At 68.9% G+C, this 15,915-nt stretch carries 15 protein-coding genes; 10 read left to right on the top strand and 5 right to left on the bottom strand.

Annotated features, from left to right (window positions below):
* Positions 1-78: 78 nt before the first annotated feature.
* Together VB739_RS05400 and VB739_RS05395 are read left to right on the top strand one after the other, a co-directional pair.
* Positions 79-1,704 carry a 2-isopropylmalate synthase gene (locus VB739_RS05400; protein WP_323356086.1) on the top strand — a complete coding sequence of 542 codons (1,626 nt, stop codon included), beginning with the start codon at positions 79-81 and terminating at the stop codon, positions 1,702-1,704.
* Entirely contained in the window at positions 1,701-2,537 is an 837-nt protein-coding gene (locus tag VB739_RS05395; protein WP_323356085.1) for a carbohydrate ABC transporter permease, read from the top strand. Before VB739_RS05400 ends, VB739_RS05395 begins: the two co-directional genes overlap by 4 nt.
* 12 nt (positions 2,538-2,549) lie before the next feature.
* Here VB739_RS05395 and VB739_RS05390 read toward each other — a convergent pair whose 3' ends face one another.
* Entirely contained in the window at positions 2,550-3,044 is a 495-nt protein-coding gene (locus VB739_RS05390; RefSeq protein ID WP_323356084.1) for a hypothetical protein, read from the bottom strand.
* Between the two features lie 44 nt (positions 3,045-3,088).
* A complete protein-coding gene (locus VB739_RS05385; RefSeq protein WP_323356083.1) occupies positions 3,089-4,621 on the bottom strand; it encodes a peptide ligase PGM1-related protein in 1,533 nt (510 codons plus the stop codon).
* Between the two features lie 51 nt (positions 4,622-4,672).
* Here VB739_RS05385 and VB739_RS05380 point away from each other — a divergent pair, with 51 nt between their 5' ends.
* Genes VB739_RS05380 through VB739_RS05370 form a run of 3 tightly spaced genes read left to right on the top strand, consistent with a single transcriptional unit; the run spans position 4,673 to position 5,819 of the window.
* Entirely contained in the window at positions 4,673-4,978 is a 306-nt protein-coding gene (locus VB739_RS05380; RefSeq protein WP_323356082.1) for a SemiSWEET transporter, read from the top strand.
* Between the two features lies 1 nt (position 4,979).
* On the top strand, positions 4,980-5,363 hold the full coding sequence (locus VB739_RS05375; RefSeq protein ID WP_323356081.1) for a CrcB family protein: 384 nt from the start codon (positions 4,980-4,982) through the stop codon (positions 5,361-5,363).
* A 9-nt stretch (positions 5,364-5,372) separates the two neighbouring features.
* Positions 5,373-5,819 (top strand): CrcB family protein, encoded by a 447-nt coding sequence (locus VB739_RS05370; protein WP_323356080.1) that lies wholly within the window; start codon positions 5,373-5,375, stop codon positions 5,817-5,819.
* Here the strand turns inward: VB739_RS05370 and VB739_RS05365 are convergent.
* Positions 5,809-7,899: an HDIG domain-containing metalloprotein gene (locus VB739_RS05365; RefSeq protein WP_323356079.1), complete on the bottom strand. Its 2,091-nt coding sequence runs from the start codon at positions 7,897-7,899 to the stop codon at positions 5,809-5,811. The two genes, VB739_RS05370 and VB739_RS05365, sit on opposite strands and share 11 nt — an antisense overlap.
* Positions 7,900-7,981: 82 nt before the next feature.
* On the opposite strand from VB739_RS05365, the gene folD reads away from it, so the two are divergent.
* Positions 7,982-8,860 carry a bifunctional methylenetetrahydrofolate dehydrogenase/methenyltetrahydrofolate cyclohydrolase FolD gene (gene folD / locus VB739_RS05360; RefSeq protein ID WP_323356078.1) on the top strand — a complete coding sequence of 293 codons (879 nt, stop codon included), beginning with the start codon at positions 7,982-7,984 and terminating at the stop codon, positions 8,858-8,860.
* On the opposite strand, the gene VB739_RS05355 is transcribed toward folD, so the two are convergent.
* Positions 8,840-11,506, bottom strand: a complete 2,667-nt coding sequence (locus VB739_RS05355; protein WP_323356077.1) for an EAL domain-containing protein — start codon at positions 11,504-11,506, stop codon at positions 8,840-8,842. The genes folD and VB739_RS05355 overlap by 21 nt on opposite strands.
* Before the next feature lie 364 nt (positions 11,507-11,870).
* On the opposite strand from VB739_RS05355, the gene crtE reads away from it, so the two are divergent.
* From crtE to VB739_RS05335, 4 genes are all read left to right on the top strand, one after another.
* Complete coding sequence (crtE, locus tag VB739_RS05350; RefSeq protein ID WP_323356076.1) at positions 11,871-12,773, top strand: geranylgeranyl diphosphate synthase CrtE; 903 nt, start codon at positions 11,871-11,873, stop codon at positions 12,771-12,773.
* Entirely contained in the window at positions 12,770-13,315 is a 546-nt protein-coding gene (locus tag VB739_RS05345) for a divergent PAP2 family protein (RefSeq protein ID WP_323356075.1), read from the top strand. Before crtE ends, VB739_RS05345 begins: the two co-directional genes overlap by 4 nt.
* The gene (locus VB739_RS05340) at positions 13,312-14,772 is read left to right on the top strand and encodes an ATP-dependent DNA helicase (protein WP_323356074.1); all 1,461 of its coding nucleotides are present in this window, start codon (positions 13,312-13,314) and stop codon (positions 14,770-14,772) included. Before VB739_RS05345 ends, VB739_RS05340 begins: the two co-directional genes overlap by 4 nt.
* Before the next feature lie 82 nt (positions 14,773-14,854).
* Entirely contained in the window at positions 14,855-15,172 is a 318-nt protein-coding gene (locus VB739_RS05335; RefSeq protein WP_323356073.1) for a hypothetical protein, read from the top strand.
* A gap of 2 nt (positions 15,173-15,174) precedes the next feature.
* On the opposite strand, the gene VB739_RS05330 is transcribed toward VB739_RS05335, so the two are convergent.
* Positions 15,175-15,861: a GAP family protein gene (locus VB739_RS05330; protein ID WP_323356072.1), complete on the bottom strand. Its 687-nt coding sequence runs from the start codon at positions 15,859-15,861 to the stop codon at positions 15,175-15,177.
* Between the last annotated feature and the right edge of the window lie 54 nt (positions 15,862-15,915).

Here is a 15,915-nt window from a genome sequence, read left to right as displayed (position 1 = left end):
CACTGTACGTTCCACTCCCGGAGCAGGGCCGTCGGGCGCCTAGAGTGGGCCTAACTCATAGCTATTCCGCTTAACTCCATGGCCCGCGATCCCGGCCGGGTATTGATCTTCGATACCACCCTCCGCGACGGGGAGCAGTCCCCTGGCGCCAGCCTCAACCTGGAGGAAAAGCTCGCGATCGCCCAGCAGCTGGCCCGCCTGGGGGTGGACATCATCGAGGCCGGGTTCCCCTTCGCCAGCAGCGGCGATTTTCACGCCGTCCAGCGCATCGCCGCCAGCGTGGGCACCCCGGAGGGGCCGGTGATCTGCGGCCTGGCGCGTGCCGCCAGCGGCGACATCAAGGCCTGCGCCGAGGCCGTGGCCCCGGCGGCCCACCGGCGCATCCACACCTTCATCGCCACCAGCGACATCCACCTGGAGCACAAGCTGCGCAAGAGCCGCGCCGAGGTGATCGCCATCACTGCGGAGATGGTGGCCTATGCCCGCTCCCTGGTCGACGACGTGGAGTTCTCCTGCGAGGACGCCGGCCGCAGCGACCCCGATTTCATGCACGAGGTGATCGAGGCGGCGATCAACGCCGGGGCCACCACCATCAACATCCCCGACACGGTGGGTTACACCACCCCGTCGGAATTCGGCGCGATCATCGCCGGCATCAACCGCTCGGTGCCCAACATCGACCAGGCGGTCATTTCGGTGCATGGGCACAACGACCTGGGGCTGGCCGTCGCCAACTTCCTCGAGGCCGTCAAGCACGGGGCCCGTCAGCTGGAGTGCACCATCAACGGCATCGGCGAACGGGCTGGCAATGCCTCCCTCGAGGAGCTGGTGATGGCGCTGCATGTGCGGCGCAGCTATTTCAACCCCTTCCTCGGCCGGCCGTCGGAGCAACGCGATCCCCTCACCAACGTGCGCACCGAGGAGATCACCAAGACCTCCCGACTGGTCTCCAACCTCACCGGCATGGCCGTGCAGCCCAACAAGGCGATCGTGGGGGCCAATGCCTTCGCCCACGAATCCGGCATCCACCAGGACGGCGTGCTCAAGAACCGGCTCACCTACGAGATCATCGATGCCCGCACCGTCGGCCTGGCCGACAACCGAATCTCCCTCGGCAAGCTCTCGGGCCGCAGCGCCTTCCGCGCCCGGCTGGAAGAGCTCGGCTACAGCCTGGAGCGCCACGACCTCGACGATGCCTTCGCCCGCTTCAAGGAGCTGGCCGACCGCAAGCGGGAAATCACCGACCGGGATCTCGAAGCGATCGTCAGCGAACAGGTGCAGCAACAGGACGGGCCCCGTTACGTCCTGCAGTCGGTGCAGGTGAGCTGCGGCACCAACCTGCAGCCCACCGCCACCGTCACCCTGCGGGATGGCGACGGCATCGACCTGACCGAGGCGGCCATCGGCACTGGTCCGGTGGATGCGGTCTGCCAGGCGCTCAACCACCTGGCCCAGGTGCCGAACGAGCTGGTGGAGTTCAGCATCAAGTCCGTCACCGAAGGCATCGACGCCATGGGTGAGGTGACCATCCGCCTGCGCCACCAGGGGGTGCTCTATTCGGGCCATGCGGCCGACACCGACATCGTCGTGGCGGCGGCCCAGGCCTTCGTCAACGCCCTCAACCGACTCGTCACCGGCAGCCAGCGCGCCCCGCTCCATCCCCAGAAGACGGCCCTTCCGGTGGCGGAACTGCCGCGTCTGTGAACGCCCCCAACCGCTCCTCGCTGGCCACAGGCCTGCAGCTCGCCCTGCTGCTGCTGGTGGCGGTGCTGCTGCTGCTGCCCCTGCTGTGGCTGGTCAGCACCTCCCTGAAGGGGCCGGCGGAGGACATCTTCACCAGCCCCCCGGCCCTGCTGCCGAGCCAGCCGAGCCTGGAGGCCTACGGGCGCCTGTTCGCCGCCAATCCCATGGGCACCTACCTGCTCAACAGCACCATCGTCAGCGCCCTGGCGGTGGCCGCCAACCTGCTGTTCTGCTCCCTGGCGGCTTACCCGCTGGCGCGGATGCGCTTCCGCGGCCGCGGGCTGGTGCTGGCCCTGGTGGTGGCCACGATCCTGATCCCCTTCCAGGTGGTGATGATTCCCCTCTACCTGCTGATGGTGCAGATCGGGCTGCGCAACTCCCTCTGGGCCCTGATTGTGCCCCAGGCGGCCACGGCCTTCGGCATCTTTCTGCTGCGCCAGAGTTTCCTGGCGGTGCCGGTGGAACTGGAGGAGGCGGCACGCATTGATGGCTGCACCCCCGTCGGTGAATGGTGGAACGTGATGCTGCCGGCGGCCCGTGCCGACCTGATCACCCTGGCGATGTTCGTGTTCATCGGCACCTGGAGTGATTTCCTCTGGCCGCTGATCATTCTCGACGACCCCAAGCTCTACACCCTGCCCCTGGGATTGCAGCAGCTGGCCAGCAGTTTCTCCCTCGACTGGCGCCTGGTCGCGGCAGGGTCGGTGGTCTCGATCCTGCCGGTGTTGCTGCTGTTCGTGCTGCTGCAGCGCTACATCCTGCCCAGCGCCAGCGGCGATGCCGTGAAGGGCTGAGGAGGAGCGATCTCAGGGGCTGCCGGGCGCTGGCGGGCGGAGAACGCCGCCAGCACTGCGGTCGGACGCAGGGGGGCTGGGGCGGCCGCCGGAGCCTGACGACGGCAGCGGCGCGGCGGGGAAGAGGTCTGGTTCCACCTGGGGGCGTCGCACAGCACGGCCCTGCATGTCGGCCAGGGCGGAACGCCACTGCTCCTGCTGGCGCTCGAGCGCTTCCAGCCGCTGGGCGCCGCTCTCGAGCGTCTGCAGGCGTCCCACCATGGCCCGCTGCTGCTCTTCCAGTACAGAGGTGCGATCGAGGGCACGGCTGTTCTCCAGTCCTTGCACGCGCTGCTCCAACCGCATCAGTCGCTGGTTCTGCTCCTGCGTCTTGCTCAGGATCACCAGGAACAGCACCGCCAGCATGGTGCTCAGGCCGATCTGCAGCCAGCCGGTCCAGACTGGCGGCCCGAGAGGTGCCGTTGGGGGGCGCCTGGCGTCGTCGTCGCGGTCGGTGATCGAAACCATGCGCCCCCTGTGCTGCCCCATCCTGCCCTGCATGGCCCGGGCCGTCAGCCGACCGACAGGGGAAGGGGGGCCCCACTGCGGGCGCTAGCTCCGGCCAGCAGCTCCGCCACGGTGGAGCGGTAGACAGCCGAGGCCTGCTCCGGATCCCGGCCGATGCAGGTCATGCCCAGCTTGCCGAACTCCGAGAGGCAGCCCAGCAGATGGAAGACGCTGCCCTGCAGGCGGGCGGGGTCGTAGTGGAGGCCAGCCTCGGCGACGATGTCGATCAGGTCGAGGGGCATCAGGCCCCGCAGCCGGGGGTCGCTGAAGTTGTCGGTGGCGCGGTAGTGCAGGGGTTGGCCGGTGGGGGAGAGAAAGCGGCCCGTGGCGGGCTCGAGGCTGCCGGCGGTGATCGCCCGCAGGGCCATGAACGGATGGGTGGTGCCGCCCTGACGCAGGTTGACCTCAATGGCCTGGAGATCCCACATCTCGCCGAAACGGCGGGCGATGAAGTCAACGCCGTAGCGCTCCAGGGCCCCTTCGGCGGCGAGGGCCTGGCCGACGGCCCGGCCGTGCTCCATCAGCGCCACCCGGTAGGGCTCGGCGGCGGGGAAGCAGCAGCCGAGGTAGGTCTGGCCGCCAGGGCCACCAAGGATCTGCTCGTGGGTGGAGAGCACCTCCACCAGCCCCCCCGGATGGATCGTGCCCTGCACACTGGGGGAACGGAGCACGTCCCCACCCTCCAGCCAGGCTTCTGCCAGCGCCCCCTGCTGGGCCAGCAGCTCCTTCCAGGCCGCCGCCGGCATCGCCAGCGCCTCCAGGGCCGCGGCCAGCCGGGCGACCCGCTCCCGCCTGGAGAGGCCAGCCAGGACCAGGGGCGTGAAATCCAGCCGGGCATTGCCTTCGCCGCTGAAGCCCTCGTTCAGCTTGATCACGCAACCGCCGAGCTCGGGGTGGGAGTCCCAGAGATCGGCCACCGCCTCCGCCAGTTCCGCGGGGCTGTGGGCCAGCCCGGTGCCGGGGGGATGGGGGACGCCGCAGCGGCCGAACAGTTCCCGGCTGCCCGCCTTGGTGCCCCAGTAGCCCAGGGCCGGATCGGTGCCCAGCAGGGGCACCTGCAGCCGTTCAGAGAGCGTCTTCTCCAGCTCCGTCACCACGTAGCAGTTGATGAAGCTGCGGCCGGGCCGCAGCTGTTCCCGGATCCGCCCCAGCAGCGCCGGACGCTCCAGCAGCTTCTGGGTCAGCGGCCGGGCGGAGCCGTCGTCGGTGTCGAACAGGTGCAGGCGCCGGCGGGCATGGGAGGTGGGGACCCCGGGCATCAGCTCCAGCACGGCATCCACCACCAGCTCCGGCAGCAGCTTGCTGGTCACATAGACCACCTGCACCCCGGGATTGCGGAGTCGCATCAGGGAGAACAGCTGCCGCTCCTCGTAGTGATGGGCCCCGGTCACCAGGGCCAGCTGGGAGGGATCCATGGTGAGCGACGGCACCATCAGCAGATCGAAGTCCGCAACGGGCCCGCCGGCAGCGGCCTCGCCATGCTCCCGGCCCCAGGGGGCCTGCAGCTGCCCCTGCAGTTCACGGAAGCTCAAGACCACGGCGCCATGGGCGGAATGTCGTCATGCTGCTCCCAACAACGGCCAGCGCCAATGGAGTCCATCGCGGTGAGTGCCCTTGGCTATGGGGCCGCCACGTTGACCACCCTCAGCCTCTTCCCCCAGGCCGTGAAGACCGTGCGCAGCGGCGACACCAGCGCCATCTCGCTGCGGATGTACGGCCTGTTCACCCTGGGAATCCTGGCCTGGGCCGCCTACGGACTGCTCAAGGCCGATGGACCGGTGATCGTCGCCAACCTGATCACCCTGGTGCCGGCGACGGTGGTGCTGGAACGCAAGCTGCGGGCCCTGCTGGAGGGGCGCGAACGCTGGGGCCGTGGTCCCCGGGGGAGAGGCTGAGATGGCGGCACCCGTGACTAACGACGCCCTGTTCGTGGCGCTCGGTGCGGTGCCGGGAGCCTGGCTGCGCTTCCGGGTCGTCAACCATTTCGAGCCGATGCTGCCCCGCAAGCACTGGGGCACCTTCGGTGTCAATCTGATCGCCTGCTTCGCCATCGGCCTGCTGGTGAGTCTGCAGGCCAGCTGCGGCCTGGGGGCCGGCCGCACCCTGCTGCTGCTGGGCACGGGATTCCTGGGCAGCTTCAGCACCTTTTCCACCTGGATCGCCGAACTGCACGACACCCTGCAACGGCAGCAGCGCCGGGAGGCCGTCCTGCTCTGCGGCGGTTCGGTACTGGGGGGTCTGCTGGCCGTGGGCGCCGGCCTGGCCCTGGGCAGCTCCTAGGACAGACCCATGGCACCCTCCCCGATCGGTGGCCCATCCAGCCTGCGCCGCGAGGCACGGGACCTGCTGCTGGTCGCCGCCGGCGCCGTGCCCGGTGCCCTGCTGCGCTGGCGCCTGGAGGACCTGGGCAAGGGCCTGGTGGGAGGCCACGCCGGACTGATCGAGTCCGATCTGATCGCCAACATGCTGGGCACGTTCCTGATCGGCGTGATCGCGGCGCTGCCGCCCCCCCGGCCGCGGCTGATGCTGCTGGGGGGCATCGGCTTCTGCGGGTCGCTCACCACCTTCAGCAGCTGGATGTTGCAGATCAGCCTGGCCCTGCGCCGCGGTCGCCCCGATGAAGCCCTGACCGTGGTGGTGATCAGTCTGCTGGGGGGGCTGGTGGCGGTGAGTGTGGGCCTGGCGGTGGGCCGCTGGCTTGGCCGCTGGCTTGGACACGGGCGCCTCAGGCGCTGAAGGCCTTGCGGGGGGAGATGGGGTAGGGAATGCGCCGGTGGCGCATGCGCCGCCAGACCCGCACGAAGGCCCGGATCACCAGTTCCAGTTCCGCCCGGGAGATGCCGCTGCCGTCGAGCTGGCCATCGTTCTGACGAGCCTCCACCAGCCGGCGCACCATCGCCTGGGCCTCCGCCTCCGTGGTGCCCGGAGGCAGGGAGCGCAGGGCGGCCTCGCAGCCATCGGCCAGCATCAGAATGGCCGTCTCGCGGCTGCGGGGGGCGGGGCCCCGGTAGCGGAACTGCTCTTCGGAGACGGCAGGATCCCGCTCCCTGGCCTGGTGCAGGAAGTACCCCATCTTGAGCCGGCCCTGGTGCTCGGGGATGAAATCGGCCAGGGGTCGGGGGAGCCGATAGCGACGCGCCAGCTTCAGCCCCTCGTCGACATGGGCCTGGAGGATGGCGGCACTGGCGAAGGGATCGTCGAGTTCGTCATGGGGGTTGGCGCCCTGCTCCTGGTTCTCGATGAACCACTGGGGGCCGTGCAGCTTGCCGACGTCGTGGTAGAGGGCACCGGTACGGATCAGATCCACATCGGCCTGGATGGCGCGGGCCCCCTCCTCGGCCAGGCCGCAGATCATCAGAGTGTGCTCGAACGTGCCCGGCGCCTCCATCGACAGGCGCCGCAGCAGCGGGCGTTCCAGATCGGCCAGTTCCATCAGCCGGGCCCGGGTAAGCAGACCGAAGAAGCCTTCCACCAACGGGGCCAGCAGCAACCCCGCCATCAGCAGACCCGTCACCAGAAGAGCCTCCTGGAGCAGGTCGCTGCCGCTGAACGGTCCCGGAGTGGTTTCCAGGGCGCGCAGGTTGAACGTCTGGATCAACAGCCACTGGAGCAGCACGGCGCCGACCGGGAGCAGCAGGGCCAATTGCAGCAGCTGGGCCCGGTTGCGCTGCCGCCCGGCGAGCACCGCCGCGATCGCCGCCACCAGGGCCGCCACCCCCAGCTGGGGCGCCAGCAGACCCTGGACCGGCTCCGGCCAGAGCATGGCAGCCACAGCCAGCCAGGCCAGGCCGGCGGCTGTGCCCAGGCCCTGGGACAGCAGCAGGGTGGGGGGAACCAGCAGGGCCAGGGGACTGACCTGGTTGCCGAGCCAGAGCTTGCACCCCTGGACCAGCACCAGCATCGCCAGCGCCAGCAGGGCCTGGCGGGGTTCGAGGCTGGCCCGCCAGCGGCGCATCACCAGCAGCATCACACCGCAGGCTGCCAGGGCCTCACTGAAGCGGGCCAGCCAGGCCAGGGGGCGGGGGCGATGGTTGACCAGGTCGAAATGCTCCAGCACATCGAAGGCCTGGGGACTGATCGGTTCGCCCTGCCGGGTGATCAGATCGTTCTTCCGCACCCGGATCGTCGGCAGCCCCTGGCGGGTGAGCAGGTCCTCGATCCGGCGCTGGCTGAGGAAGCTGTCACCGCGGAGGTTGGTGCGTCCCTGCAGGCTGCTGGCCAGCAGGCGGCTGCCCAGGCTGCGGGCCGGAGGTGGCAGATCGTTGAGTTGCAGCTCCGCAGCCTGCAGCAGCTGGCCCTCCGAAAGGCTCGCCACCACCCCCTGGCTGAGCATGCGCAGCTGGGCCTGGCGCAGGGAGACCTTCCAGGCCACCAGCCGGGGGGGGGTCAGCCCGGTCAGCCAGCGGCGCTCCTCTTCGGTGAGGTTGAGAGAATCAGGGCGGGGCTGGTCGTCGGCCACCTTCTCGCGCACGTTCAGCAAACGTTGCTCCAGCCGTTGCATCAAGGCCTCGCTGGCCAGGGGGTCGACCACCTGGATCTGGCTGCGCGGCAGCATCTGACTGCGGCGCTGCTCCAGGTCGGTGCTGTCGATGACCGTGGCCTCGGCGGGCGCACGGACGGTGAAGGGGGCCGCCATGCCCGGACGCAGACTCGGCTCGACCAACCAGGGCCAGCTGGACAGCAGGGCCACCAGGAGGCAGAGCAGCAGCACCAGCAGACCGCCCCCAGGACGCCAGGCCACCAGGGCCTGGCGGGGACGCTCAAGCCGCAGCAGCTGGCGCCAGAGTCCCCTGATCGGCCGCAGCCCCAATCTCATACCACCCAAGCTAGCCAATGCCCAACGTCGCTCCATTCGGGGGCTGTCGGTGCATGCTGGTGGTCGGCAGCACGTTCTCCCCATGGCCACCCTTCTCGACGGCCGGCGACTGGCGGCGGAGATCGAAAGGCGCCTGAGCGCTGTGATCAGCGAGGGCCTGCCGGAGGCGGGTCGGGCTCCCGGCCTGGCGGTGCTGCGGGTCGGGGATGATCCCGCCAGCGGCGTGTATGTCGCCAACAAGGAAAAGGCCTGTGGCCGCATCGGCATCAGCAGCCACGGGGGTCATCTGGCGGCGGACACCCCGGCCGAGGAGGTGCTGGCTGTGATCCGGCGCCTCAACGCCGACCCGACGGTTGACGGGATTCTGTTGCAACTCCCCCTGCCGGAGGGTCTGGCGGAAGAACCGCTGCTGGCCGCGATCGATCCAGACAAGGATGCCGATGGTCTGCACACCCTCAACCTGGGCCGGCTGCTGAAGGGGGAGCCGGGCCCGCGCAGCTGTACCCCGGCCGGGGTGATGGCGCTGTTGCGCAGCGCCGACGTGCCGATCTCCGGGACCCAGGCGGTGGTGGTCGGCCGCAGCATCCTGGTGGGCAAGCCGATGGCCCTGATGCTGCAGGCGGCCGATGCCACGGTCACCGTGGCCCATTCCCGCACCCATCACCTGAGCGAGGTGACCCGCCAAGCCGATCTGCTGGTGGTGGCGGCCGGCCGTCCCCAGCTGATCGGCGCGGTGCATGTCAAACCGGGGGCCGTGGTGGTGGATGTGGGCATCCACCGGCTGGATGGAAAGCTCTGCGGTGATGTCGATTACGAGACGGTCGAGCCGCTGGCGGCCGCCATCACACCGGTGCCGGGTGGGGTGGGGCCCATGACCGTGGCCATGCTGCTGGTCAACACCGTGGTGGCCTGGTGCCATCGCCACGGGCTGGAGCATGACCTAGGGGATCTGCTCAGCTGAATCCACTTCAAGGAGGGTGAAGGGGACGGGGGTCTTGATGAACTCCAGGAAAGCCTCCTGGGGCAGTGGATGGCTCAGCAGGTAGCCCTGGATTTCATCGCAACCGAGCTTGCGGAGCAGGGCCAGTTGCTCAGGCGTTTCCACGCCTTCGGCGATCGTACGCATGCCCATGGAGCGGGCCAGGCCGACGATCGTCGACACGATCGCCTGGTCGTCTTCATTGATCACCAGGTCACGGATGAAGGATTGGTCGATCTTGAGCCGATGGGCACGGATCCGCTTGAGATAACTCAGGGATGAATAGCCGGTGCCGAAGTCATCGATCGCCAGGCGGATCCCCTGGGCGTAGAGCTGCTCCATCTGAGCCAGAGCCTTCTCCGGATCCGCGAGCGTCACCGACTCGGTGAGCTCCAACTCCAATCGATCGGGCGGGAACCCTTCAGCGTGAAGCTCATCGATCACCATGCTGACAAGATCGCCATGGTCGAACTGAACGGCGGAGATGTTGACCGAGACGGTTAAAGGGGTTGATCCAAGCGCCCTCCAGGCACTGGCATCCTGGAGGGCGGCGGCCATCACCCATTGGCTGATCGGCAAGATCAGGCCACACATTTCGGCCAGGGGAATGAATTCGGACGGCGATACCGGACCCAGATCGGGATGGGTCCAGCGGATCAGGGCCTCGGCCCCGAAGATGAGGTTGCTGTTGAGCTCGAGCTGGGGTTGGTATTCCAGGCTGAGTTCTCCACGTTGGATGGCCTGGTGCAGGGCGTTGGTGAGCCGCAGGGAGCGGATGCTCCTCTCCTGAACGCTCGGCGTGAAGAATTGGAGGCCGTTGCGGCCGGCAAGCTTGGCCTGATGGAGTGCCATGTTGGCGTTGCTCATCAGCAGCTCCGGTGTGATTCCATCTTCGGGGAAGTTGGCAATGCCCACTGAAGCGGTGAGGAAGAGGGGGTCGGCGCCGAGGCTGAAAGCCTTGGCGACAGAATTACGCAACCGTTCCGTCATCGCCAGGGTGGCCGTGGTATCCGAATCGGGCAGCACCACCACGAATTCGTCGCCACTGGTGTGGGCCAGAGTGTCGCCGTCCGCCAGGTGAGCCTTCAGGCGCTTGGCCATCTCCAGCAGCACCCGGTCGCCGATGGCATGGCCCAGGTTGTCGTTGACGTGCTTGAAGTTGTCGAGATCGAGGACCAGCAGGGCCAGAGGCAGGTTGGAACGCCTGGCCAGATCAAGGCCGTTGCGGATCCGATCCTGCAGCAGGGTGCGATTGGCCAGGCCCGTGAGGGGGTCGAAATAGGCCAGTCGCTCGATCTCCTCCTTGGCGAACTTGCGCTCAGTGATGTCACGGGTCACCCCGTGGAGCTCCACCCGGCCGGTGCGTTTGTTGCGCACCATCTTGGTGACCGATTCGGTCCAGACCGTTGAGCCGTCCTTGCGCAGGAGTTCGGTCTCGTCAATCGAGACAATGTCGCTGCTGCGCAATCCGGCACTGAACTGGGCCAGCTCTTGGCTGATCTGCCGTTTCAGCCGCTCGGCGGCATCCCCGCCGATGGACTCACCGAACGGCCTGGCCATCACCTCCTCGACCGTGAATCCCTGCAGCCGCAGCACGGAGGGGCTCACATACAGGTAGCGAAGGGTCTCGGGATCCAATGACCAGATCACTTCATGGGTGGACTCAGTGATCTCCCTGAACTTCTCCTCGCTGGCCTTGACCGCGTCTTCGAGCGCCACGCGGGTGGACTCGAGGCTGAGCCGATCGAGGGCGACATCGATGCCACCAACCAAGTCGAGCAGCAACTGCTGGCTCTTGACATCGAATCGATCGGTTTCATTGGCGTAGATCCCCAGACCGCCGATCACGACCCCGTCGCGATGCAGGGGCAGGAAAGCGGCGGCCCCCCATCCATAAGGGCGGGCCTGCTCGTGCCAGGGCACGCACGAGGCATCCGTCATGAAATCTCTGATCCATAAGGGGTGGTTGTCCCGCAGGGCGATCGCGAAAGGGCCCTGCCCCTTAGGGTCTTCCGGATCGAGGCTGATCTCCAATCCATCCAGGTAGGCGCTGTCTTCGCCGAACCAGGCCACCGGACTGATGCGGCGGCTGAGCGGTTCGATCAACCCAACCCAGGCCAGTCGCATCTCCCCCGAGGTGACCGCCAGGCGGCAGATCTGCCCCAGCATCTCCGAAGCGTCTCGAACTCTGGCCACCACCTTGTTGCAGGCGCTCAAGGTGGCGTAGAGCTGGTTGAGGCGCAGAATCCCTGCTTCGTAGCCTTTGCGCTCGGTGATGTCCCGGCAGAGCATCAGGTAGTGGTGGCCGTCCCGGTTCTCCTGTTCCTTTCGGGCGATCGAGAACTCGAACCAGGCGACGCCTCCGGGCTTGCCCATCTCGATCTGCCGCCTGGGGGAGCGGCCGTCCACGGACGCGTCCGCCAGCGCCAGCGCTTCCTGCATCGTGGTAGCGGCCGCAGGGGAGAGAACATCCTCCAGATGGGGGCGTACGTCCGGGTTCTCCGGCAGATGGAACAGCCCCCGTTGGGCACTGTGAATCGCCAGGATCTCCCCTGCCGCCGAGATCTCGATCAGGGGATCGGGAATGGAGTGGATGATGGCGCTGAGGTTCTCACGGTCCTGGCTCAACGCCTCCGTCCGGCGCCTCACCTGCCTGCGCAGACTTGCTCTCCACAGCGCGACCACACCCCCGCTGGCCAGGATCAGGCCAAGAACGAGGGCGACCTGCGGCCAGGCCCAGCCGAAACCTCTCATCCCGGCGAAGCGTCGAAGCGGCGCACGGGCGCCTGGGGGATCGGCGGCAGCACCCTGGAATGTCTCACCTTGAGAACCCACTAAGGGTCGATAGATCAACCTAGAGAGCTTTCAGGGGGTTGCTCCCCAAAGCCTCTCCAATGCATCCCACTGCATCGCAACCGATCCCAAACTGTTGCGCACACCCAGCACCTGCCACCATCGGCCTGAGAGAATCCGCCCCAACCCTCAGGACCCCATGACCCCGGCGGTGAGCACGGCGTTCGACTTCACCGCCTACCTGGAGGCGGCCCGCTGGCGGGTGGAGACCGCCCTGGACGGCTCCCTGGGCCCGGAGCGCCCCGAATCACTGCGGGAAGCGATGCGCTACTCGCTGCTGGCCGGCGGCAAGCGCCTGCGGCCGATTCTCACCCTGGCGGCCTGTGAGCTGGCCGGCGGTGACGCCGATCTGGCCATGCCCACGGCGGTGGCGATGGAGATGATCCATACGATGTCGCTGATCCATGACGATCTGCCCGCCATGGACAACGACGACCTGCGCCGCGGCCGGCCGACCAATCACAAGGTGTATGGCGAGGCCAAGGCGATCCTGGCCGGCGATGCCCTGCTGACCCGTGCCTTCGAGATGGTGGCGTTGCGCAGCCCGGGGGTGCCCCCCGACCGGCTGCTGCAGGTGGTGGGCGAGCTGGCCCTGGCCTCCGGTGCCCCCGGCCTGGTGGGCGGTCAGGTGGTCGACCTGGAGTGCGAGGCCCGGCAGGTGGATCTCGACACCCTCGAGTACATCCATCTGCACAAGACCGGCGCCCTGCTGCGGGCCTGTGTGATCTCCGGGGCCCTGATCGCCGGGGCCTCGGAGGAGCTGCTGGCCTCCCTGCGCACCTACGCCCGCGGCATCGGCCTGGCCTTCCAGATCATCGATGACATCCTCGATGTCACCGCCAGCAGCGACGTGCTGGGCAAGACGGCCGGCAAGGACCTGACCGCCGACAAGACCACCTATCCCAAGCTGCTGGGCCTGGAGGAATCCCGCCGGCGGGCCGAGGCCCTGGTGTGCGAGGCCAAGGCGGTGCTCGCCCCCTGGACCACCAAGGCCGCCCCCCTGCTGGCCCTGGCCGACTACATCACCAGTCGCGACCGATGAGCGAAGCCGTCGGCGCGCTCGATGCCCTGGGTCAGCTCCTTGCCAATGGTGTGCTCGCCTGGGGTCTGGCCGCCTGCGGCGTGGCCCAGCTCTCCAAGCTGGTGATCGAACTGGTGCTGCACCGGCGCTGGCGGCCGGCGGTGCTGGTCGAGACCGGCGGGATGCCGTCGAGCCATTCCGCCCTGATGACGGGCACGGCCGCGGGCCTCGGCTGGGAACTGGGCTTTGCCGATCCCCTGTTCGCCCTGGCGGCCGTGCTCTGCTTCGTCGTCTTGTACGACGCCAGCGGCGTCCGGCGGGCCGCCGGGCTGACGGCCCAGCGGGTCAACGGTCTCCCCGATGGCCTCTGGGACACGCAGCCCACCACCGATCAGACCAGCGCCGAACCCGTGCTGCGTCCCCTCAAGGAAAACCTCGGCCACACCCGAGCGGAGGTGCTGGTGGGCAGCCTGATGGGCCCCCTGGTGGCCCTGCCGGGGCTGGCCCTGCTGGGATCGCCCTGGCAGATCGCCCTCCACGCCGGTTGGTTGCCGCTGGGGTGAGCGATCTCTCCGGCCTGAGCGACGACCAGCAGAGCGCCGTCACCGCCTTCGCCGCCTGGCTGTCGGCCCCATCCGACGGCGTGCCGTTCGTGCTGGAGGGCTATGCCGGCACCGGCAAGACGTTCCTGTCGATGCGCTTCCTGGCCCAGGCGGAGCGGGCCGGCCTCTGCTGGACCGTGGTCGCACCCACCCACAAGGCGGTGGGCGTGCTGCGCCATCACCTCGCCCTGGCGGGACTGCAACCCACCTGGTACCCCTCCACCATCCACCGGCTGCTGCGGTTGAAGCTGAAGCGGGAGGGGGATCGGGAACGCTGCGAGGAAACGGCGCAGACCGCCCTGGCACTCGAGAACCTCGGGCTGGTGCTGGTCGATGAGGCCTCCATGGTGGATGGCAGCCTGCTGGAGATCACCCTTCGCTGCGCCCAGGCCTACCGCACCCGCCTGGTGTTCGTGGGAGATCCGGCCCAGTTGCCGCCGGTGGGGGAGGAGCAGAGTCCGGTGTTCGCCATGGGCCGCGCCCAGCGGGTGGCCCTGACCCAGGTCGTCCGCCACCAGGGACCGGTGCTGCGCCTTGCCGGCGGCCTGCGGCAGGGGAACCTCCCTTGCCAGCGGCCACCTGTGCTGGCGCCGGTCCGCACCGCCACCGGGCGGGTGTCGCTGCTGGGACGAAGCGACTGGCTGGCGGCTGCCCAGGAGGGCCTGCGTCGCAGCGCCGCCGCCGACGATCCCGACCTGGCCCGGATCCTCTGCTACACCAACCGTTCCCTGGAGCGGCTGGTGCCGATCGCCCGCCGCGCCCTGCACGGCGCCATGGCCGACCAGCTGCCCGTGCTCCCCGGCGAGGTGCTGATCACCCGCACAGCCGTGATGGCGCCGGCCTGCCGCGAAGGGGACGCCGCCGCCGAGGAGCCCGACCTGCTGCTGGGCAGCAACCGGGAGCTGGTGGTGCGCGACGTGCGCCCCGAACGCTGTGATCTGGCCGAGTTCGGCGTGGAGGCCTCCCTTGGCGCCCCCGTGATCGACACCCTCACCGCCACCGTCGAGGCGGGGGAGGCCCAGCTGAACCTGCGCTTGCTGCCGCCCCTGGGCAGCGGCCCCCGCGCCAGCCTGGATGGGGTGATGGAGGGGCTGCGGCAGCAGGCCCGCGAGGCAGGCAAAAAAGATGGCAAGCCCTTCTGGCGCCGCTACTTCCTGGTGCGTGACGCCTTCGCCTCCCTGGGACCGGCGGCCGTGCTCACCGTCCACCGCAGCCAGGGCAGCACCTTCGGCGAGGTCTTCATCGATGAGGACGTCTTCTGGCCCAGGGACTTGCAGCTGCGGCAACGGCTGGTGTACGTGGCGGTGAGCCGGGCCAGCCAGGCCGTGACCCTGATGGCCGGGGCAGGGGATGACGCCGAGCGGGAGCACTGGGGACGCTGGCTGCGGGAGGTCGACGCTGGCACAATGGCTCCGTGAGGTGGCGCTGATGCGTGCCCACCGCCTACCCTCTGGGCGTTGGTTCTTGTCTTGATCCCCTCCCCTGAGTCTTCTTCTCGGCATGACGCTTCCCCGGGCGGCACCAGTCCCCGTGCTGGCCACCTCCCAACCGGCGGGCAAGGGTTCTCCAGATCCGAGCGCAGCCAGTGCGTCCGGTGGCAGCGGCGAGCTGAGCAGCGAAGTGGGAGCCCTGCTCGTCGCGGCGGTCCTGATGGGGGTGATCGTGCTGGTGCGGCGCTGGCTGAGGCTGCGCTCACGGCCGTCAATGCCGGGACTGCCACGGGAGCGGGTGTTGCGCGTCTCCCGGCACGGCACCATCCACGATCCCAAGTATCTCGGCCGGATCCTCGAGGCTGAGGACCCCCCGGCCGGTCCCTGAGCTCAGCCGGCCCGCAGCCCCTCGATCCCCTGCCAGCCGAGGTAGGCGGCCAGGACGAAACAGATGGTCGCCACGATCAGCTCGGCGTTGGCGAACAGCCAGTCCTTGCCCGCCTGCAGCACGGGACGCAGGCGCTCCTGGCCCACCAGTGCCAGCCCCGCCAGGGGCAGCAGCAGCAGGATGCCGCTGAACAGGCTGAACACCCCCGTGGTGAGCACCTCCCGGGGCCGACTCAACCCCGCCTCCAGCAGGCTGGCGGCCGACTTGGCGTAAAGAAACAGATCATCCGGGCTGGACACCTGAACGGCGGCGCTGAGGCCGAGCAGCAGCGGCAGCGGCAAGGCGCAGAAACCGTCCAGCCGGCGGGTCCAGCCGGGGGGGCCAGCCTCCTCGCGGCTGCCCTGCAGGCCGTTGAGGCCCAGGGCCAGCAGCCCGCCAGCCCCCAGCAGGTCGAGGCCGGTGCGCTGATCGGTGCCCTGCTCCATGGTGAGCAGCAGGCCATGGCCCACGCTCAGCAGCAGGGCCATGGCCGCCGCGGAGGTGAGCAGCCACCCCAGCACGAACCAGCTTCCCCGGCGCAGCGGACTGGGTCCCACCAGGATCAGCAGCAGCAGGCCGATGTGCAGCGGGCTGAAGCTGATCGCCAGGCCGAATCCGAACAGTTCACGCCAGAGGCTGGTGGTCGGCATCGCTGCGGGGAGGGGCCCCCATTCTCCGGTGCCGTCCCGCCGCCGGCGGGCCAG

Source organism: Cyanobium gracile UHCC 0281 (genome assembly GCF_034931305.1).
GTDB lineage: Bacteria > Cyanobacteriota > Cyanobacteriia > PCC-6307 > Cyanobiaceae > Cyanobium > Cyanobium gracile_A.
This window is presented reverse-complemented; position numbering and strand designations above follow the sequence as displayed.

Bases quoted from the DNA above. Each gene is read 5' to 3' on its own strand.
- VB739_RS05400 (WP_323356086.1), top strand. From the start codon at position 79: ATGGCCCGCGATCCCGGCCGGGTATTGATCTTCGATACCACCCTCCGC.
- VB739_RS05390 (WP_323356084.1), bottom strand. From the start codon at position 3,044: ATGGTTTCGATCACCGACCGCGACGACGACGCCAGGCGCCCCCCAACG.
- VB739_RS05380 (WP_323356082.1), top strand. From the start codon at position 4,673: ATGGAGTCCATCGCGGTGAGTGCCCTTGGCTATGGGGCCGCCACGTTG.
- VB739_RS05375 (WP_323356081.1), top strand. From the start codon at position 4,980: ATGGCGGCACCCGTGACTAACGACGCCCTGTTCGTGGCGCTCGGTGCG.
- VB739_RS05370 (WP_323356080.1), top strand. From the start codon at position 5,373: ATGGCACCCTCCCCGATCGGTGGCCCATCCAGCCTGCGCCGCGAGGCA.
- VB739_RS05365 (WP_323356079.1), bottom strand. From the start codon at position 7,899: ATGAGATTGGGGCTGCGGCCGATCAGGGGACTCTGGCGCCAGCTGCTG.
- folD (WP_323356078.1), top strand. From the start codon at position 7,982: ATGGCCACCCTTCTCGACGGCCGGCGACTGGCGGCGGAGATCGAAAGG.
- crtE (WP_323356076.1), top strand. From the start codon at position 11,871: ATGACCCCGGCGGTGAGCACGGCGTTCGACTTCACCGCCTACCTGGAG.
- VB739_RS05345 (WP_323356075.1), top strand. From the start codon at position 12,770: ATGAGCGAAGCCGTCGGCGCGCTCGATGCCCTGGGTCAGCTCCTTGCC.
- VB739_RS05335 (WP_323356073.1), top strand. From the start codon at position 14,855: ATGACGCTTCCCCGGGCGGCACCAGTCCCCGTGCTGGCCACCTCCCAA.
- VB739_RS05330 (WP_323356072.1), bottom strand. From the start codon at position 15,861: ATGCCGACCACCAGCCTCTGGCGTGAACTGTTCGGATTCGGCCTGGCG.